We start from the raw sequence: 19,194 nt of genomic DNA on the forward strand, positions 1-19,194 counted from the left end.
TGCGTGAAGGATTGGAGAGGTCATGAGGAGCAGAGGCTCCGGCTGAGGTGAGGGCTGGGGGCCGGAGTAAGCGATAACAATAACCCAATCCGTGCAGGTCTCGCAGTGTCACCATTCGGCAAAACTTCCATCAGGATGGCGCCAGACAGGGTTGCGCCAGCGGTGGCCCTCGGCGGCACGCTCGCGCACGTAATCCTCGTTGACTTCGATTCCGAGGCCTGGGCCGTCAGGGATGTTCACGTAACCGTCCTCGTAGCGGAACACCTCGGGCTTGGTGAGATAGTCGAGCAGGTCGTTGCCCTGGTTGTAGTGGATGCCGAGCGACTGCTCCTGGATCGCGGCGTTGTGGCATACGGCATCCAGCTGCAGATTGGCCGCGAGGGCAATCGGGCCCAGCGGACAGTGCAATGCCAGCGCCACGTCATGCGCCTCGGCCATTGCAGCGATCTTGCGTGTTTCGGTAATCCCACCTGCGTGGGACGGATCGGGCTGGATGATGTCCACGTGACCGGTAGCCAGGATTGGCTTGAAATCCCAGCGCGAATAGAGCCGCTCGCCCAGTGCAATCGGAATGGTAGTCGCAGCCGCAATCTCGGCAAGCGCCTCGGCATTCTCGCTCAGCACCGGCTCCTCGATGAACATGGGCTTGAGCGGCTCCAGCTCACGGATCAATGTCTTGGCCATCGAACGGTAGACGCGGCCGTGGAAATCCACCCCGATGCCCATATCAGGACCGACCGCATCGCGCACGGCGGCCACGTGGCCGACTGCGGCTGAGATCCGCGCATGGCTGTCGATCCAGTCGAGCTCGGTCGTTCCATTCATCTTCACTGCGCTGAACCCCAGTGCGGCCCGCTCCTTGGCGGCCGCGGCGGTGTCCGCGGGCCGGTCACCGCCGATCCAGGAGTAAACCCGCATCCGCCGGCGAACCGGACCGCCAAGAAGCTTGTGGACTGGCTGGCCCAAGGCCTTGCCCTTGATGTCCCACAATGCCTGGTCAATGCCGGCGATGGCGCTCATATGCACGCCACCGCCGCGGTAAAAGCCGCCTCGATACAGCACGGTCCAGTGATCCTCGATAGGTGAAGGGTCTTTGCCGACAAGGTAGTCAGTCAACTCCTCCACCATCGCCGCCACGGTGCGTGCCCGGCCTTCCAGCACCGGCTCTCCCCAGCCGCTGATCCCCGCATCCGTGTCGATCTTCAGGAACAACCACCGTGGTGGAACAAGGAAAGTGGTGAGGCCGGTGATCTTCATCGATTCACCTCGACGAGCCGTATGACCTGTGAGAACGCCTGATACGGTAGCAACTCACCCCGTAATAATGTCTTCCAAAGCATCTTCGCGTCTGTTCAGGCTGCGGCACGCAGCAGAAAGTCATTCTTTGCCCGCTCAAAGGCTCCCGACCTCCCTTTGGCAGTGAGGGCGAACCCTGTTGGTTCCCAACCCGTAGCAGACCGTGCTGTGCGCCTACATACGTCTGACATGTCTCGCTGCGAGATAGCTCAACGCCTTCGCCGTCAGAGGATATCGAACAACCTCGCGGTCGCTCTGCCCAGCCACAAGGTATCCCTTCTGGAGAAGCTCTGTCTCCTCGTCACGAGGATCACAGGTGCGACCATGCTGGTCCATATAGGGGCGGACAAAAAGCATCCCTGCCGGTCCAGCCATTGACAGCAACTCCCCAGCCCTCTCGTTCAAGTCATCACCGCTCATGTCAGAGTTCCTAGCTGTATCAGTGAGCCATCAGCATCGGGTACTCCGATGCTGTCAGCATCTCCAAGGTGGCTCCTCCGAACACCCGCTCCCGCAGCCGGGCATGACCATAGCCTCCCATAACGATCAGATCCGCAGAGACACGATGTGCCTCGTCCGCGATAACCTGGCTGATACGCCGGTTCCGGCTCTCGGCACAAACGACCCCGACGTTGGTACTGTACCGAGCAAGATACCCCCTGACCCAGAATGCGGGATCGGGGTCGGGCTTGGGATCGACGACAAGAACAACCGTGCGAGTGGCCTTTTCGATGAAGCTCAGGCTTTCGCGCATGGCGCGTGCCGCGGTATGGCTGTCGTTCCAGGCGACGAGAACGGTTTGAGCCGCGCCCCGTGGGGAATACCTGGGCGGAAGCAGCAGAAGGGCACGTCCGCTGCCGAAAAGCACGGCTTCGGCGAGACGCCCCCAGGTCGACCCACCGGATTCCGGATAAGGACGCGTGGTGACGAAAAGATCGGTGCATCGCGCCTGCCTTTCGACGGCCGAGACCATGTTGTCGACCGTCTCGTCGATCCGACGGAGCTCACTTCTCTCAGCAATTCTGGCGAGCCGCTCGGCAAGCCGCCCGCAGATGGCGTCCCCCTCCTGCTGTGCCTGGTTTTGCCATTCCGAGAGCATCTGCATCATTGCAGCACCTCCATCCACCGGCGTCGTAACGGCAAGGTCAGGCAGACGGTTGGTGAAGATCGCGGTCAAGTGGGCGGCCCATGTGGAGGCAATGATCTCTGCGTATGCCAGCCGGATCTCATCCTCTGCGCTTCCATCGAGATGAACCATGATGTCCTTGATCATCAGCCGCTTCCTCGCTTGTCCGGACCGATACATGTGACACGATTGTTCGGTACCTGCTCCGGACGCCCCGGTCGGATAGGATGTTTTCCGAGATTTCCCGGGTGGGACCAATCACAAACCTCAGGAGCACACGTGGCGGGCACCGCCTGCGCTATGGCGGATCACGCCATCTCGACCGTAATCAGGAAGTGAGACGGCTTCCTGGATTGAAAAAGACAGGCAGCACGGCCATGAGGCCCAAGATCTATTCACGAGAGGGCCAGGTTTATTGACTTGATCGATCAGGCTCATCTCGCGGCGGTTGGCTCCTTGTTGGTCGATCATAGGTTGGCTCCTTCTCGCCGCGTTTTCTGCGTCGAGCGCTTGATGAGGGAGCTCCTCCTTCATTATCCCATCTCGCAAGGGCGATATCTCGACTGGTTCGGTGATCGTCCATCACAGCCTCCAGGCCTGCTGTTTTGTCAGCAACCCACCTCGGATTCTATTGCTCGCCCCAGCACTGGGACGATGCCAGCAGCCTATCAGGCTGCAAGGATGAACCAGAGAATGAACGCGAAGGCACTGCCGCTAAGGGCCAGGTGCATCCAGACTTCGTGGTCGGGTGTGGTCCTTAACATGACCGCACGGGCTCTCCGGATTGTTCGCATGATGCTTCTCCTCATCCCGCGCCTGACTTGTACACCGGCCGGAATATGGCCAGGGTCAGGCTTACAAGCGTCAAGTCCGAGGAAGTGTGCGCCCATCATGCTCGAGCGCCAAATGAATTGATTTGGCCTTTGAAAGCAATCTTATTGTTAGCTACGTTGCTGCCAGCAAAGCCATGAGACCCAAGCTGACGAGCTGAATTCTTGCAGTGATTTCGCAAGATTATTCGTTTTCCTGGCTTGAGCTGACGACTTACCCTGGCTCCAGGAGTTCCTGCGGCACCGATCTCGTGATTGGCAGGGTTGCCACCGTTGCTGCAGGGCAGCTTGGAGGCCATCATGAAATACCAACCCATCAGTGAAGTGCGGAGCGCGTCCGAGGTTCGGTCAACCCCGCCGCTGCCGATGACGCGTGATGAACGGATCAAACGTTGGGCCATGCTGCTGGAGGCAAACCCCGACCGGCAGATCCATACCTTATCGGAGATTGAAACGAAAGACGGGCGCCAACACGACATCCTGCGGGCGGACAACTCGGCGCTGACCGTCGCATTCGAAGATCCCGTCCTGCGGTCCGAAGGCCTGAAAAGCGACAGCCTCGCCGACGCGATCACCTTCTTCGGCCTCTGGGAGTGCGACGCTCATTACGTGCTGTGTTCATGCCTCAACGGACAAACCATGACTGCAGGCGCCGTGGCGTCGAAAGTGCGTGGGCTGGCGGGCCAGAGGGCATCGCTCGTCGCAACCTGCATGATCGTTGGCGCATTGATAGCATTTCCCGTCGCGGTTGCCTTGCTCTGAGGTCGCGTGCGTATCGCAGATGGCAGCCAACCCAGAGCACCTGGGGCAACTCTTCCGGAATGAGACCGGCACTCAGGCCATGGGCTGCCTTGTCGGTTTCGGAGAGGTTTAGTGGTATGATCAAGTTTCGGGGCGCCACCTTCCACCTTCTATCCCCATCAGACGATCCGCGCCGTCTGGCCTGGGCTCGCGTTGCGAACCACAAGTTTGCTGGCCTCGCGCAGCCACAGCACCGAACTCGCAACCGCCGCACAGAGCAACCAGTCACAAGGCTCAGGCTTGCCGTCGAGAACGCCTCCTGCAGGAAAAGTATGGAGACAACGGCTCCGTGCAGCATGAGCGACAGCCCGACGCCTGCCCAGTGCCACCCCTTCGCCCGGGCGCGGCGGCAGCTTCGTGATCCCGGATCGGCGTTCCAGGCGAGACTGCCCGCGCGGCCCGATCACAGTTTCTCTGCCGTGACGCAGCCCTCACGACAGGCTCCATGAACCGGCACGAGCCTGTTGCCATCAGGTCTATGTGACACGCTCAAGGTCCGAATGGTAACTCTAAAGCACGCCTTGTCATAGGACAACCGAATATAATTGACATTTGAGTGCAATTTTATTGTTATATTCTCTATGGACATTGAACTCGCCCGAACGTTCCTTGAGATCGTTTCGACTGGAAGTTTCATTCGTGCGTCCGAGAGGCTGAACGTCAGCCAGACCACGGTCAGCGCGCGGGTTCGCAATCTGGAACAGCAGCTTGGGCGGCAGCTTTTCGTTCGCCATAAAGGCGGAGCCTCGCTGACCCCAGCAGGCGAGCAGTTCCTGCGCCATGCGCCGATGTTCGTTCAGTTGTGGCAACGTACACTTCATCAGGTTGCGGTGCCGCCCGGCCGCCGGGCAGTATTGACCGTCGGCAGCGAGGTCAGCCTTTGGCAGCCGCTCCTGCTGGACTGGGTTCAGTGGATACGCCGTTCAATGCCTGACATCAGTCTTCATGTGCATGTGGACGTTCCGCAGGACCTGATCAACCAGGTTGCGTCCGGACTTGTCGACGTTGCCATCATGTATGCGCCCCAGCAGCGGCCCGGACTGAGAATCGATCTTCTGCGGGAGGAGAAGCTGGTGCTCCTCACAACTAGCCCTGATGGACGCCTCCAGGACGGAACGGACTATGTGTACATGGATTGGGGACCGGACTTCGTGCTTCACCACGGCATGAACTTTCCCGATGTCGTGCCGGATGTCTTTATCGATCTCGGCCCGCTCGCCCTTAACTATGTTCTTGCGGTCGGCGGATCCGGTTATTTCAGGATGAGCGCGGTTGAGCCCTATATCGCATCCGGGCGGCTGCACTTGGTCCGTGACGCGCCCCAATTTTCTTATCCAATCTATGCGGTGCATTCCGCCACTGCGGATATGTCTGTGGTGAGCCCCGCCTTGGGGGGCCTGCACACGATTTCAGGCATGAAAGCCGGGTGAAGCAGCAGGGTCTTTCGCGCCTTTGAAATCTTGGTTCTCCGCTCGCTGATCAGGAATAGGGTATCATCAGGGGCAAGTTCGGCTGCAAGCTAAACGAACTCCACCTGCCGAAGCGGCTCGTCAGGTGCATCAGCCCTTCAGAGGTGCCCCCCTGCGAACGATCAAACGAACCTGGGACGTGGTCCGGGAGGAAAGACCGTTCCGGTTACAGATCTCCTCCGGTGCTGAGGTGGCATTCCACCCGGTCCGCCCCACATGATCTTGGCAGCAAAGGAGGCCTGAATGGACCTGACCGGACTGGTTGTCGATGCCATTCTTTCTGCCGCCGCGGATGCGGTCGTGGCAACCGACCGCGAAGGGATCATCCGGGTGTGGAACCCCGGGGCCGAACGGATCTTCGGCTACCACGCCGGTGAGGCGCTGGGTCAATCGCTGGATCTCATCATCCCGGAGCGCTTGCGTGCACGCCACTGGGAGGGCTTCCGGCACGTCATAGCAACCGGTGAGAGCCATTACGGCGCGGGCGACCTCCTGTCGGTACCGGGTATCCGCAAGGACGGCCAACGGATCTCGCTGGAGTTCACCATCGTGCCGCTTAAGGATGGGCGGGGAGCAATGTGGGGCCTGGCTGCTGTTATGCGGGACGTGACCAGTCGCTTCGAGGAAATCAGGGGCCTGAAGAACAAATTAGCGGAGGCAACCGCACCGCCAAGCCCGCATTGACCCGGCAATGGCAAACCCGTTCTACACCATCGGGCATTCCACCCGCACCATTCCGGAGTTCGTCGACCTCCTGCGCGAGGCGAAAGTCGGGCTTGTGGTGGATGTCCGGACCGTTCCGCGCTCCCGGACGAACCCGCAGTTCAACCGTGACGCCCTGCCCGGGAGCCTTGCGGAGTACCAGATTGGGTACGAGCACATCGCCGAACTCGGCGGCCTGCGCGGCAGGCAGCGCCAGACCGAGCCGTCCCCTAACAGCTTCTGGGAGAACACGAGCTTCCGGAACTATGCCGACTACGCCCTGACGGACCGGTTCCGGGAGGGGCTCGACCGCCTGACCGCCCTCGGCAGCGAGAACATCACGGCGATCATGTGTGCCGAGGCGGTGTGGTGGCGCTGCCACCGCCGGATCATCGCCGATTATCTGCTCGCCTCGGGCCATGCGGTGTTCCACATCCTCGGATCTGGCAAGATCGGACCGGCGTCGATAACACCCGCGGCCCGGCTAACGCCTGACGGGATTATCTACGCGGAACTGCCGGAGCCATCGTGTGCTGTCTGAGCAGTGTCCCGCCACATCTCGTAAAGATCGCCCTCCTCCGGACGGACGGGCACATAGACGATCCTGAGCGACTGCCGGTCCAGCGGCTTTGCCAGTTCGGCGTAAATGGCCGTTGTCGACAAGCCGTAGGGCTCGCCGTCCTCGTCGGAGTAGGCGTAGGTCACTTCGCGGATGCCCGTCAGATACATGGCCGAAAGGCACATCGGACAGGGATGACCGCTGGCATAGACCACACAGCCATCGAGGTGCGGGCTGCCGAGCGCCCGGCTCGCGGCGCGGATCGCCTGGAGTTCGGCATGGGTGGTCGGGTCATGCGTCATGTGAATCTCGTTGACACCCGTGGCGATAACGGCGCCGTCCCTTACGAGAACCGCACCGAATGGCCGTCCGCCCCTGCGGACATTCTCGCGGGCCAGATCGATGGCCTCACAAAGAAAGTGCTCGGCTGTGGACATGTCGCTCCTCCTCGCTGTCGATGGACAGGATGACCCTTGTTGGATTCCTGATGTCTCTATCCTACCTCTTGGGGAAGCTTGGACCATAGCTGGAGGCGCTCGTGAACCTGACTGAATCCCACTGGACCTATGAGGCCGTCCAAACGCTGATTGCCCTGATCAGGGAAGGTGCGCCCGCCCCGGTGATCAGCCTCAAGCTGAAGCGGCCGATCACCGAGGTCCGGGCTAAGATCAACGACCTGGGGCTTACTCCCCCCGCGGACGCCTGAGCGGGCCTGGCGCAGCGTGGACCGGAACATTCAGCCTCGCCTTCTCGGCGGGCGTGAGGTGCCGGGCCGCCCCTCTTGGCAGATCCCCTAACCGCACGCCGCCCACATTGATGCGGACCAGGCGAAGCACGTTCGCCCCGACCGCACCGAGCAGGCGCCGGATCTGGCGGTTCCGGCCCTCGCCGAGAACGACCTCAAGCCATGCAGTGCGTGTACCGGTCCGGAGGACACGGGCCGACCTCGCCACAAGACGCTCACCGTCCAGCACCATGCCGGCCTCCAATCGCTCCAACATGGCCTCATTCGGCACGCGGTCGATCTGGACGTGGTAGACCTTCTCGACGTTTGACGCGGGATCGAGCACACGCTGTGCCCACCGTGTATCGTTGGTCAGGAGCAACAGGCCTTCGCTTGCCTTGTCGAGCCGACCTACGGGAACAACGAACGGCAGATCGAGCCCTTCGAGGCAGTCATAGACCGTGGCCCGCTCCTGCGGATCGTCGCGGGTCGTGACCAGGCCGCGCGGCTTGTTGAGCATCAGGTAAACCTTGCGTTCGGCCACAATCCGTTCGCCGTCGACGGCGACGCGGGCGCGTGCGGGATCGACGCGGGTCGTCGGATCACGAACGATCATTCCGTCAACACGGACGCGTCCTTCTGCGATGAGGGCTTCGGCCTGCGTGCGGGAGCAGAATCCGAGCTTCGACAGGGCGCGTGGAAGGCTGACCACGGCATCGGTCTGACGCCGCGGACCACCCGCACCCCGCCATTGGGGCGGTGGTTTCATGATGATGTCGATCCGGACGTCAGCTCGTGAAGAACTGCTGCGTGCCGTGTGCCTCAATGGCGCCCGCAAGCCGCGAGAGCGCATGCACGTAGGCAGCGCTGCGTAGCGTGATGCCTTTGTCCTGGGCGAGCGCCCAGATGGCATTCCCTTCCCGCTCCATCATCGTCTTCAGCCGGGCATGCACGTCCTCGACCGGCCAGTAATAGCCCTGCCGGTTCTGCACCCACTCAAAGTACGACACGGTGACGCCGCCTGCGTTCGCCAGAATATCCGGCAGAACGACGATGTTCTTGGTGGCCAGGATTGCGTCGGCCTCGGGCGTGACCGGGCCATTGGCGAGTTCAAGAACGACACGAGCCTTGACACCGGCAGCATTCCCCTCGTGGATCATGTCCTCCAAGGCCGCCGGAACGAGCAGCTCGCAGTCGACCGCAACGAGCTCGTCGGCAGGCAGGAGGGAAACGCCCTCCGAACCTGCGAGGCTCGTGACGCTCCCCTGCCCCTTGGCAGCGACGAGCTTGCTGATGTCGAGACCCGACGGACAGTGGATTGCACCCTTCGAGTCGGAGACCGCCACAATGACGTATCCGTCGGCTGCCAGCAGCCTTGCGATATGCTGGCCGGCATTGCCGAAGCCCTGGATCGCCACTCGTGATCCCGGTTCCAGTCCGAGCTGCCGGGCCAACCGTTGGACGAGATAGTAGCCGCCACGAGCCGTCGCATCGTCACGCCCGAGCGAGCCGCCAAGCGCGATGGGCTTGCCCGTGATCACGGCTGGCGTCGCTTCGCCCACGATGGAGGCGTACTCGTCGGCCATCCAACCCATGATCATGGAATTGGTGTAGACATCGGGCGCCGGGATGTCCCGATCGGGCCCGATAATCTTCGAGAAGGCCTGCACGTAGGCACGCGATAGGCGCTCCAGCTCGGCCTTCGACAGGGTGTGGGGATCGACCTGCACAGCGCCCTTGCCGCCGCCATACGGCAGGTTCATCACGGCACATTTGAAGGTCATCCAGAAGGCCAGCGTCTCCACCTCCTCCATCGTCGAGTCCGGATGGAAGCGAATGCCACCCTTGGTCGGGCCGCGGGTGTCGTCATAGCGGCAGCGCCAGGCCATGAAGGATTTTCGGGAGCCGTCATCCATGCGGATCATCAGACGGACCTTCGTGGTCTCACGCGGGTATTTCAGTTTTTCGAGAACGTCCGCGTCGAGGTCGAGGTGCCGGGCTGCTTCGTCAAGGCGGGTCAGGGCCTGGTCCAGCATGGAGGCTGCTTGCAATTAATCTCGCTCCTGTATACTGTTGCAAAATCGGCAGGGTGCCGCTGGGGCGTCTTAATGGCGGCTTCCGCTCTGGAGTGCAACACCTTGGCGGAGGCTGCGTCGATGCAGAACAGCCGGAGCCCCGCCGTCTTCGCCAGCCGCCTACGCCCCTCGCACGGCGCCTGTATCGTCCACAGGCTTGCATTCGCAGGCAACAGGGCTATCTTGTAGGTGTCATGATTAAGCTCGTGAAAAATCTTCGCTTTCTGGCGCACGCGGGCTGCCTCAAAGCAGGCAGGTAGCCCCGGGATCCGGCGTGACCGCTCAGGTCGCCGGCGCTCCGGGGTCATGAACTCTCCGTCTCATCATCATTGAGCCACTGCATGTGCCACCCGGCCCGTGTCGGTCTCTTATGGCTGCCAGTCACCCTGCCGGAGGGCGTTCGCCCTTGGGAGGACATCTGGCTCAAGGAGGTTTTCCATGAACGCGCAGCACGATCTTCCCTCGATCATCCTCGCGACCAACGACTACAATCGCCTGCTGTTTACCGCGATGATCCGGCAGAAGCACAGCCGCCGGACGCCTGACTTTCTGCTCACCGAACTGCGTCGGGCAGAGATTTGCCACCCGGCGGCACTGCCGGACGACGTCGTCTCCACGAACTGCCGCGTGATCTATCGCATTGACGACGAACTGCGGTCGCGGGCGCATCTGCTCGTTCATCCCGACGACCTGATCTGGCCTGGCGCCGAAATCTCTGTCGCAACGCCGCTCGGGACCGCCCTTCTGGGTCTGCGGGTCGGTGATCGCATGTCGTTCCAGGACGACGATGGCGAGCCCCACGAGGTGTTCGTGGAGGGCATCGGCCTTCGGTTCCTGGACGATGGTCCGCTGGTCACCCGCACCCCTGGCGGCATTGCCTGGGCTTGAGGCCCATGGAGAACATCATGATCAAACAAGAGTGTTTCCCACCTGTGACGATCTCGGTGGGCGATTACGATCGTCTCGCGTTTCTCGCCTCGTTCGGTTTGAGCTTCGAGCAGGACCGCCCCGCAGCGGCGATGCTGGCCAACGAGTTGATCCGGGCGACGATCCTGACACCCGGTGACATTCCGCCGTCGATCGCCACGATGCACTCGCGGCTGGAGTTCCGCGATGACGTCACCTGGGACGTTCGGAGCGCCACGCTCGTCTACCCCGACGAGGACGATGGTGAGCCGGATCGGGTCTCGGTGCTGTCGCCGGAAGGTGCGGCGCTGATCGGCCTTGGCGAGGGCCAGTCGATCACGTGGCGGACACCCAAGGGATGGCGCAGCCTGACGCTCCTGCGCGTCCTCTACCAGCCGCACGGGCGCTTCGTTGAGCCATGGAGGGAACTGTCATGATGGATCAGGAGCTTATTTCCATCGGGCTCATCCTGGCCTGCTATCTGGTCTACCGAGTGGTCATCCACTCAGGAATCCGACGTCCGCATGACGATCGCAAGGTCCGGAAGTGATTGTTCGACGGCCGGTCTGGAACCACAGCACCATCGGCGGCGGGACGGCCCCAGGTCATCCGGGGCCGTCACCTCGGAACAGCGGCCGGCGATCGTGGCGAACGGGTGACGCCGGCTTGCATCATCGCATCGGCAGGTGTGCGGCAGGAGGATGAGGTGACCAGAGCGCGTTTGGGCGATCTGCCCAACAGGAGCATGATCGGAGCCCAGCGGGAGCCAGTGCCCTGCCGTCCTCGTGTCCCAGATCCCGCGATGGAACGCCTGATGCGCTGGGTGGCCTGGGGGCTCGTGCTGCTCGGTACAGCCGCGGGCCTATGGGACCACTGGCCCAGCTGAGCGGATGCAAAGCCTGATGCACGGGGTCAAACACTCCGGCTGTCCTCGGTTCTCGGGGGCGTTGGGGATACCGGCTCAATGGGTTGTGCGTGAGTCCGCCGCGTTCGCCACCAGGCACGGGCGGCTGCCTTCAGATCATGCCAGTTGAGAAAGAATGGCCAGTTCAGCCGGGGCTCATCATCGCTGCCGAGGTGGAGACCTACCACTCTCGGCAGTCCTGATCCGTCGATCTCTCGCACAATCAGGTCGATGCCGCCGAGGCCGACCCTGTCGCCGATCTCGACATGGCCGGCCAGTCTGCGCCGGATGAACTCGCCGACCGGCATATCCGGATCTCGCGGCAGCGGCATGTCATAACTCCGTGCGACAAGCCCGATGGGCTGCTGCGGATCGAGTGTGAACTGCCCGAAGAACAACGGGTCCTCGGCCGGGATGGGAACCGGGCTCGCAAACAGCCGGTCGAGCAGCGGCATCAGGCGCGGGGCCGCAAAGATGCAGACATAGTCGCCGGACTGAATCCGCCCCGCATCGTGAAGGCGCATGGAGTTTCCATCCCGGATGATCAGCGAGGGACGTGCCCACCGGGGCAGGCGCTGGCCCTGGGCGACCGGGCTGTCCGGAACAATGTGGTAGACCGCCAGCTCGTGCCGCGCCGTGCCCGGCAGCTCCAACTGGATCTTCTCCAAGGGCCCGAGGGCGGGCGGGACCACGACCCCAAGGCGCCGGGCAACGGGACTGAGGGTCCACCCCTGCAGGGCCAGCGATGTCAGCACCACGAGAAACGTGACGTTGAAGAAGGCCTGCCCATTCGGAAGTCCTCCGATGATCGGCAGAAGCGCCAGCAGGATCGACACCGCCCCACGCAGGCCGACCCAGCCGATAAAGGCGATCTCCTGCTGGCGCAGGCGGAAGGGCAGAAGGCACAGCCACACCGCCACCGGGCGGGCAAAGAACATCAGGACAATCGCAATGCCGATCCCGGGCACCACGGCTTGCGGGAACTGCGACGGGGTCGCGAACAGGCCAAGCAGCAGGAACATGATGATCTGGCAGAGCCAGGTGAGCCCGTCCATGAACCGCCGCAGCGCGGCCATGCCCCGCGCCGGCGCGTTGCCGGCAATCAGGCCGGCGACATAGACGGCGAGGAAGCCGCTGCCGCCCACCAGCCCGGTGGCGGCAAAGGTCAGAAGGGCAGCCCCGATGGTGACCACCGCATAGAGGCCTGCCTCCAGCTTGAGCCTGTTGATCCCAGCCGCCATGACGAGGCCGCCGCCGGCGCCAAGTAACAATCCAAGGCCCATCTGCTCGCCCACCTGCCAGGCGAACTCCCATGACAGCCCGGCTGCGCCATTGCTCGCCACCAGTAGGTTGACCAGAGCCGTCGTGAGCAGGATGGCGATGGGATCGTTCGAGCTCGACTCGACCTCCAAGATCGACCTAACGCGGTCCCGGATGGTGACGCCGCCGACTCGCAGAAGAAAGAACACGGCGGCGGCATCGGTCGAGCCGATGATCGACCCAAGCAGGAAGCCTTCGAGGTACGAGAGACCAAACAGGACATGGGCGGCAACGCCGACGAGGGTGGCCGTGGCGACGACACCCACAGTCGCGAGTAGGAGCGCGGGCGCAGCGGCGCTGCGCAGGGACTTGAGCCGGGTGTTGAAGCCGCTGTCGAACAGGATCACCGCAAGCGCCAAGCTCCCGATGAAGTATGCGACCGAGGCGTCGCTGAACTGGAGACCTCCGGGCCCGTCCTCGCCGGCCAGGAGGCCGATGACAAGGAAGACGAGGAGCAGCGGCGCGCCAACCCGGAACGCGACAAGGCTGGTGATCGCCGAGATCACGATCAGCCCGGCCCCGACCAGGATCGCCAGAAACATCGCATCGAACATCAGGGGCCGGACCTCTCGTTCCTATCGGGAGAACCCGACATCAGGCCGGGCAGTGGCGACAAAACGATGGCGCGTCAGGCGTCCTCCGCCGTCAAACGCAGAATGGCATCGCGGACACCATCCAGGCTCGGGGACGCGGCCACCAGGACTTTTTGGAAACCGGCTGGCCGGAGCGCCTCCGCCACCTTGCGGCTGATTGCGATGGCCGTCATGCGACTGCTGGCCTCCACGAGGCCCGCTGCGATGATCAGGCTGCAGAACACGGCCGCCGTTCGGGCGGACAGAAACATGGCGGCGTCGAACCTATCGTGGGCGATCTCCCGCATGACTCCTGCGTTCATGCGCTCGACCGCGACCGCGCGGTAAACCACCACCCGGTCGACCGTGAAACCGGCGGGGGCGAGGCCCGCTCCGAGGTCGAGGCTGATGTCGAAGCCGCTGAGGTGGAGAAACCGTCCGGCACCTGGTTCGGCGTGCCGCCGGACAAAAGCGATCAGGCTCACCGCCGTTCCGCCCGCGACCTGCACGTTCGAAAAGCCCGCGGCCTGGAGCGGCTCCGCCGTCGCCGGCCCGACGGCAAAGGTGGGAAGATCCCGACGAACACCGGGCACCCGGAGGAGCTCCCGCGAGGCGTTGGCGGAGGTGACCAGGAGCGCCGCCTTGCCCGCCAGGACGCCCGGATCCCAAGGGACCGGGACAATCCTCAGCAGCGGTTCGCCAAGCCATTCAATGCCATGGGCAGAGAGAACCGCCCCAAGCTCCTCGGCTTGCCCCACTGGGCGCGTGAGCAGAACCCGCATCAGGTCCACCTGGTGGCGGCGCCATCCGGCGGCACGGTTCTGACGGGTACGAAGGCTCCGGTCACCCGTGGCCCAACCGCTTCGACCTCGACGCACGCATCCGGCGGCCCATTGGAGCCAATTACGGGTATCCGGTGGCCAGCCCGCAGCCCGAGGAGCGATAACCCTACCGGGGTCAGGACCGACAGCTCGGCTGGCGGCCACATGCGGTCGTCCGGGTGGATCAGCATGCGCTTGTCCGGCGCCTCCTCCCCGGCCATCCGGTAGGTCACGAACGTGTCCAGCGTCACGACGTCGTCCGGGAGTTCGCCCGCAGGGCACACAGTGGCCCGGTGCAGTTCCTGCAGGAGCGATGCAGCGAGCGGATGGCCTTGCTCAGCCAGTTCCTGTGCCGTCCGCATCAGGCGGCTATGATCATTGGCCGGCACCGTGATCGGGGGAAGATTCAGGACGTTATTCATTGCGTGCCTCCTTCGTCAGCCAACTCGCATTCTGGGCGTCGAAGTTCAGTTCGCTCGCCGGGGGCCCGTCGGCAGGAAGCGGGCGGCCTGGCGGCAGGATGGCTGTGGCGGCGATCTCCACGACAGCAGCCGGCTCGACCAGTCCTGTCACCTCCACCAGCACCATTGCCGGATAATGGCGGCCCATGACCTCGCGGTAGACCAGACCGAGTTCCCGCAGCGTCGCCCGGTAGTGATCGATGTCGAGCACGTACCAGGTCATCTGGGCGATGTGCTCAGGCGCCCCACCCGCCTCGGCCAAGACTGTGCGGAGATTCCGCAGCGCCTGACGGGCCTGAGGAACCAGCCCAAAGGTCGTCACCCTTCCGGCATTGTCGGTGGCGATTTGCCCGCCGATGAACACGAAGGTGCCCGTGCCGGCCATCGCATGCGCATAGCCGCGTGGACTCGGCCACTTGGGCGGATTGATCTCGCGGAGTGGGGTCACCATAGGCGGTGGAACAATAGTCATGGTGTGCTCCTGTCGGACTCCGCAGCAAGGGCGGAGCCATAATGATCCAAAACGAACGCTGGTGAGGGTCCCCGGGGCGGCGCCAGATCGGCAGCCGCCCGCGGGGCTCACGTTCCTGTTTGCAGGAACCCCACCGACATCGGATCGTCACTCCGGGAGGACGGCTCAAACGAAGGGGCAAGGGTGAACGCCGCCCGGTGCACCTCCGGCGTGTAGTAGCGCGTCCGGCCTTGCAACGGGCCAAACCGCTCCCGCAGGACCTTGCAGGGTGGACGCAAGGCATCGCGGGACTCACCGGCCGCGACGAGCGCCAGCATGCCGCCGGCATAGGTCGGGACCGGTGCCAGGTAGGGCCGAACTCCGGCAAAGGACCCTGCTAACCGACCGCACACATTCTCCAGCTCCCTTGGCTGGAAGAACGGAGCCCCACTCTGGACGGCAATCATCCCACCAGGCCGAAGGCGGGTTCGGCAGGCCCTGTAGAAGGCCGCCGTAAACAACGCCTCCCCCGGTCCGATCGGGTCCGTCGAGTCGATGATGATGACGTCGAACTTCTCCCGCGTTTCCGCGATGTAGCGTGTTCCGTCCATCACCAGCACGGTTGCCCTCGGATCATCGAAGGCTCCGCCCGACACCTCAGGAAGGTAACGACGCGACAGGTCGATCACCTCGCCGTCGAGTTCGACCAGCGTGGCGCTCTTGACCGGGTGCTTCAGGACCTCCCTCAGGGTGCCGCCATCGCCACCGCCGATGATCAGCACGTTCCGCGGGGAACCGTGCGCCATCAGCGGAACGTGGGCGATCATCTCGTGGTAGATGTGGTTATCACGCTCCGTCAGCTGCACGACGCCATCGAGCGCCAGCACCTTGCCAAAGATCGCGTTCTCGAAGATCAGGACGTCCTGAAACTCGGTCCGCCAATGGTAAAGCACCTTCTCGATGGAGAGCGTCTGGGCGTAGTGATCATACAGTCTCTCCTGAAACCACGTCATAGGATCACTCCCCGCTTATGCTCGGCGAGCGTCACTATCCCAGGCAGGAACACGCCCTTCAAAACCTCGATGGCTTTGTGAGGCTGCGCGTTCCCACACATGAACACATCAACGGCCGCGTACGAGATCTCGGGCCAGGTGTGGATCGAGATGTGGCTCTCGGCCAGAACCGCCACGCCGGAGATGCCGCCGTTTGGCGAGAAGTGGTGGAGGTCGACGTTCAACAACGTCGCGCCGGCGCGGTCTGCCGCATCCCGCAACGCCTGCTCGACGACAGGCAGGTCGTCCAGGTTCGAGGCGTGCCAGAGATCGACGATCAGGTGCGTTCCGGCAAAAAGAAGCCCATCACGCTGAATAAAATGGTCGAGGCGACTGTCATCAGCCGGCGCATTGGCGGCGGTGGGTACGATCGCGAGGGGTGTCGTCCGATGAGCATGACACGTGCGGCCCTCAAAACCGTGCGCCGGCGGGCGCAAGTCAGGGGTAGCAATCACGGTGAGGCGGTTGGTTTTTTCCATTCAGTTCTCCGCTGGCAGGAATTCTGCCGGTTACAAGACAAAGGTGGACCACGCGACCGGGGGCCGCGTGGGACATCGTTCGGGTGGCGTGCACGGGGCATGTGCGTTTAGGCGGGCTGGAGCTCCGCGGCGGCTGGTTCGCGGACCTGCAGCACCGTCAGTCGCTTCGTGTTCCCGGTGCGGGTGGTCCAATCGATCGACTTGCCAACGGGGAGCCCAATCAGCGCCGTCCCAATGGGCGTGAGCACCGAGATGCGCCCCTTCGAAATGTCGGCCTCGTTCGGGTAGACGAGGGTCACCGTCTGCACCCGCCCGGTCACGTCGTCGCGAAAATCGACCTCGCAGCCCATGCAAACGGTGTCGGCGGGATGGCGGCCTGCGGCAAGGACATGCGCACGGTCGAGTTCATCGGCGAGTTCGGCTGCGACCTCGGGCATGGTGTGGGCCGCCGCGTTGGCAAGCATCGAGAGCTTCTCGTGATCGTGTGCCGTCAGGGTGATGCGGGGCTTGGCCCCACCGCTGGTTCTCTTCGTCATGTCTGGTCTCCTGTTCTGTTGGGCACGAGGGCAGGGTTCAGGCTGCCGACGGGCCGGGATCATTGTCGTCGTCGTGTGTTGGTGGCTCTGAAACCCGCTCCGTCGTCGGGCGCCGCCGCGGCATCAGCCGCACAACCTTTCCGTCCGGCTGCTCCGCATCCTGTGACGCAGGTTTCAATGGCGGTTCGTTCGGGGACTGCTGCACGGCACGGCCTCCTCTACTTTCAGCGTGGTTCTGAGCGAGGGCTGACCTGAGGATCCCCGCCAGAAATTCGGCTGTGGGACGTTCGGACTCAGTACGCGCTCCATTCATCCGCAGTCCGCTGTGTCGACCTGCAAGATAAGGGTCATGGCTCTCCGCCAGGCGGAGTGTGCGTTTGAAGATGTTGATAAGCATACCGCGGCCCCGGATGCGTCAGCAGCCGGCCTCACAAGATGTCTGAAAGTTTAGAGATCCTGGAGCGCCCCGAGCTCGGAGCGCGCACGCGCGTTGAGCTCGGGGCTACTTGCCCGCGATGAGGTTGCCTGCCCGGTGCAGACCACGACGATAGTGTGCGATGCTTAACATAATACGTCTAAGGTGGTGCACATTGCTCCGTTTGTCAAATCGCCCGCCCGCGGTGTGGCGGAATGTCCGGACTCGGGTTCGTCATCGGGCTCACGCCAGGCGTCACTTGTCAGCACCGTGTAAAGTGCCTCGGCGTCATCGGCCGACCTGAGGCATTCGGCCACCTCGGGGTTCCGCAAGCGCCGCACCACGCAGGCCAGCGCCCGCAAATGCGTTGAGGCATCGCCGTCGGGGCTCAGAAGAAGGAATGCTAGATCCGACAACAGACCATCGGCCGCGTCAAAGTCTTGGGCTGGCCACAGGCGGGCAAAAATGCCCAAAGGTTGCTTGAGCCCTGGGATCATGGCGTGCGGGATCGCAACACCCCGGCCAAAACCAAAAGTCGAGTGCTCGCCACGATTAGCGACCGCCTGCTGCACCGCGCAAGGATTGAGGCATGCTTCCGCGGCTTCAACGTGACTCATCTGGGTGATCACGTGCTTTGCATCGCGGGATCGTAGACTCGAAATAATGCGTGTGGGCGTGATCAGAGACGCCATCGTAATAGGTGCCATCGCCATTGTCGGCCGTATAAGCCTCAGGCCGCCTCGTGCTTTCGAAAAACAGGATGTGGTTGCGATGACCCGGACGGCGCATTGAAGCCGTCACGGGCTTAAGTGCCCGTTTGAAGGAGGCCTGCTCGGTAGAGCAATCGCTGCAAGATCGTCCGTGCATTCATGACATGACATCAACGCGGACCTGAAAGGTAAGTTCAAGATGGCGCTGATGGCTATCCTTAAGAGCGTCCTGCAAAGGCGGACCAAGGCCTGGAAACGGCGGCTTTCTTGAATTGTTGCCGTTCCAGCCTATGTTGAGGTTACGATGTCGAGGCTCGCGAATCCTTTCCATTCGATCGTTGGAACGGCCCACCTCCCCTCAGGCTCCTGAGCCCGGGTGCAAGGCACGCGTTCTGCGCCGGGGGTCTCGTCCATCATCAACCCTACGCCAAGCCAAGCGTCAGGCGGCCCACTGAGGTCTATCTGGCTACCAATCCCTTTGGGCGGGAGATCCGCCTGAAGTTGATGTCGATTTCGGGAGAAGAAAGTGTCTGTGTCAGAAGCATCCGTCATCATTTCCATGGCCGATCCATGCCCGACTTCGACGGATTGCCTCAGCGGGCATGCGGATCCGGAGGGCGCCACCATCAGCGCGGTGGCTGGAGGCGGAGCTCGATCGGGCAACGGTCGTTAGTCCCTTAAACCTTCCGGGAAACGTCATCTCCATGCATTCGGTCTTTGATTTCCAGGACGGGATCACAGATCAGATCCGACGGGCTACCCTCGTCTACCCGGGCGAAGAAGATCAGGGGATCGGCAGGATCTCCGTCTTGTCGCCTCTCGGCTCTGCGCTGATCGGCTTAGCCGAAGGGCAGTCGATGCAATGGCGTGGGGCAACCGGTGAATGGTGGGCGCTGCGGGTCATCCGAGTGAACGGTGCCCCTGAAGCACGCGAGGAGGACACCGCGGCTGAGCCCTGACCGGCTTTCATAGCCCCTTGGGTTAT

At 62.9% G+C, this 19,194-nt stretch carries 22 protein-coding genes; 8 read left to right on the top strand and 14 right to left on the bottom strand.

The genetic code is table 11. The features are described from left to right. Positions 1-108: 108 nt before the first annotated feature. The 3 genes from dgoD to NF876_RS13350 form a co-directional block, all read right to left on the bottom strand. Positions 109-1,257, bottom strand: a complete 1,149-nt coding sequence (gene dgoD, locus NF876_RS13340; protein ID WP_262269282.1) for a galactonate dehydratase — start codon at positions 1,255-1,257, stop codon at positions 109-111. A 213-nt stretch (positions 1,258-1,470) separates the two neighbouring features. Beyond that, positions 1,471-1,716 carry a hypothetical protein gene (locus tag NF876_RS13345; RefSeq protein ID WP_262269283.1) on the bottom strand — a complete coding sequence of 82 codons (246 nt, stop codon included), beginning with the start codon at positions 1,714-1,716 and terminating at the stop codon, positions 1,471-1,473. Positions 1,717-1,735: 19 nt separating this feature from the next. Beyond that, the gene (locus NF876_RS13350; protein WP_262269284.1) at positions 1,736-2,569 is read right to left on the bottom strand and encodes a putative universal stress family protein; all 834 of its coding nucleotides are present in this window, start codon (positions 2,567-2,569) and stop codon (positions 1,736-1,738) included. A 983-nt stretch (positions 2,570-3,552) separates the two neighbouring features. Between NF876_RS13350 and NF876_RS13355 the strand changes: the two genes are divergently transcribed. The 4 genes from NF876_RS13355 to NF876_RS13370 all read left to right on the top strand — a co-directional run bounded on the left by NF876_RS13355 (position 3,553) and on the right by NF876_RS13370 (position 6,765). Then, entirely contained in the window at positions 3,553-4,014 is a 462-nt protein-coding gene (locus tag NF876_RS13355) for a hypothetical protein (RefSeq protein ID WP_262269285.1), read from the top strand. 620 nt (positions 4,015-4,634) lie between these two features. Continuing rightward, positions 4,635-5,483, top strand: a complete 849-nt coding sequence (locus tag NF876_RS13360; RefSeq protein ID WP_262269286.1) for a LysR family transcriptional regulator — start codon at positions 4,635-4,637, stop codon at positions 5,481-5,483. A gap of 282 nt (positions 5,484-5,765) precedes the next feature. Next, on the top strand, positions 5,766-6,206 hold the full coding sequence (locus NF876_RS13365; RefSeq protein WP_262269287.1) for a PAS domain-containing protein: 441 nt from the start codon (positions 5,766-5,768) through the stop codon (positions 6,204-6,206). A 7-nt stretch (positions 6,207-6,213) separates the two neighbouring features. After that, a complete protein-coding gene (locus NF876_RS13370) occupies positions 6,214-6,765 on the top strand; it encodes a DUF488 domain-containing protein (protein ID WP_262269288.1) in 552 nt (183 codons plus the stop codon). Here the strand turns inward: NF876_RS13370 and NF876_RS13375 are convergent. Next, complete coding sequence (locus NF876_RS13375) at positions 6,729-7,220, bottom strand: nucleoside deaminase (RefSeq protein ID WP_262269289.1); 492 nt, start codon at positions 7,218-7,220, stop codon at positions 6,729-6,731. The two genes, NF876_RS13370 and NF876_RS13375, sit on opposite strands and share 37 nt — an antisense overlap. Positions 7,221-7,321: 101 nt before the next feature. Between NF876_RS13375 and NF876_RS13380 the strand changes: the two genes are divergently transcribed. Further along, a complete protein-coding gene (locus NF876_RS13380; RefSeq protein ID WP_262269290.1) occupies positions 7,322-7,489 on the top strand; it encodes a hypothetical protein in 168 nt (55 codons plus the stop codon). Here NF876_RS13380 and NF876_RS13385 read toward each other — a convergent pair. Both NF876_RS13385 and NF876_RS13390 read right to left on the bottom strand, forming a co-directional pair. Beyond that, entirely contained in the window at positions 7,467-8,276 is an 810-nt protein-coding gene (locus NF876_RS13385; protein ID WP_262269291.1) for a pseudouridine synthase, read from the bottom strand. The genes NF876_RS13380 and NF876_RS13385 overlap by 23 nt on opposite strands. A 19-nt stretch (positions 8,277-8,295) precedes the next feature. After that, complete coding sequence (locus NF876_RS13390) at positions 8,296-9,543, bottom strand: Glu/Leu/Phe/Val family dehydrogenase (protein WP_373696657.1); 1,248 nt, start codon at positions 9,541-9,543, stop codon at positions 8,296-8,298. Positions 9,544-10,020: 477 nt separating this feature from the next. On the opposite strand from NF876_RS13390, the gene NF876_RS13395 reads away from it, so the two are divergent. Together NF876_RS13395 and NF876_RS13400 are read left to right on the top strand one after the other, a co-directional pair. Next, positions 10,021-10,470, top strand: a complete 450-nt coding sequence (locus NF876_RS13395) for a GreA/GreB family elongation factor (RefSeq protein WP_262269293.1) — start codon at positions 10,021-10,023, stop codon at positions 10,468-10,470. A 17-nt stretch (positions 10,471-10,487) separates the two neighbouring features. Continuing rightward, on the top strand, positions 10,488-10,925 hold the full coding sequence (locus tag NF876_RS13400; RefSeq protein WP_262269294.1) for a GreA/GreB family elongation factor: 438 nt from the start codon (positions 10,488-10,490) through the stop codon (positions 10,923-10,925). Positions 10,926-11,400: 475 nt separating this feature from the next. Here the strand turns inward: NF876_RS13400 and NF876_RS13405 are convergent, their stop codons facing one another. The 8 genes from NF876_RS13405 to NF876_RS13440 all read right to left on the bottom strand — a co-directional run bounded on the left by NF876_RS13405 (position 11,401) and on the right by NF876_RS13440 (position 18,212). Continuing rightward, positions 11,401-13,266 (bottom strand): potassium/proton antiporter, encoded by a 1,866-nt coding sequence (locus tag NF876_RS13405; protein ID WP_262269295.1) that lies wholly within the window; start codon positions 13,264-13,266, stop codon positions 11,401-11,403. 74 nt (positions 13,267-13,340) lie between these two features. Continuing rightward, positions 13,341-14,066 carry a uroporphyrinogen-III synthase gene (locus tag NF876_RS13410; RefSeq protein WP_262269296.1) on the bottom strand — a complete coding sequence of 242 codons (726 nt, stop codon included), beginning with the start codon at positions 14,064-14,066 and terminating at the stop codon, positions 13,341-13,343. Then, positions 14,066-14,527 (bottom strand): GreA/GreB family elongation factor, encoded by a 462-nt coding sequence (locus NF876_RS13415; RefSeq protein ID WP_262269297.1) that lies wholly within the window; start codon positions 14,525-14,527, stop codon positions 14,066-14,068. The genes NF876_RS13410 and NF876_RS13415 overlap by 1 nt, the downstream gene beginning before the upstream one ends. Further along, positions 14,520-15,038, bottom strand: a complete 519-nt coding sequence (locus tag NF876_RS13420; protein WP_262269298.1) for a RidA family protein — start codon at positions 15,036-15,038, stop codon at positions 14,520-14,522. The genes NF876_RS13415 and NF876_RS13420 overlap by 8 nt, the downstream gene beginning before the upstream one ends. Positions 15,039-15,145: 107 nt before the next feature. Beyond that, entirely contained in the window at positions 15,146-16,030 is an 885-nt protein-coding gene (gene speE / locus NF876_RS13425; RefSeq protein ID WP_262269299.1) for a polyamine aminopropyltransferase, read from the bottom strand. Continuing rightward, complete coding sequence (gene speD / locus NF876_RS13430) at positions 16,027-16,548, bottom strand: adenosylmethionine decarboxylase (protein WP_262269300.1); 522 nt, start codon at positions 16,546-16,548, stop codon at positions 16,027-16,029. The genes speE and speD overlap by 4 nt, the downstream gene beginning before the upstream one ends. 107 nt (positions 16,549-16,655) lie before the next feature. Continuing rightward, the gene (gene rnk, locus NF876_RS13435) at positions 16,656-17,084 is read right to left on the bottom strand and encodes a nucleoside diphosphate kinase regulator (RefSeq protein ID WP_262269301.1); all 429 of its coding nucleotides are present in this window, start codon (positions 17,082-17,084) and stop codon (positions 16,656-16,658) included. A 561-nt stretch (positions 17,085-17,645) separates the two neighbouring features. Next, on the bottom strand, positions 17,646-18,212 hold the full coding sequence (locus NF876_RS13440; RefSeq protein ID WP_315975034.1) for a PTS sugar transporter subunit IIA: 567 nt from the start codon (positions 18,210-18,212) through the stop codon (positions 17,646-17,648). A 599-nt stretch (positions 18,213-18,811) separates the two neighbouring features. On the opposite strand from NF876_RS13440, the gene NF876_RS13445 reads away from it, so the two are divergent. Further along, positions 18,812-19,168 (top strand): GreA/GreB family elongation factor, encoded by a 357-nt coding sequence (locus tag NF876_RS13445; protein WP_373696656.1) that lies wholly within the window; start codon positions 18,812-18,814, stop codon positions 19,166-19,168. Positions 19,169-19,194: the final 26 nt, after the last annotated feature.

This window comes from Microvirga yunnanensis, assembly GCF_025460875.1.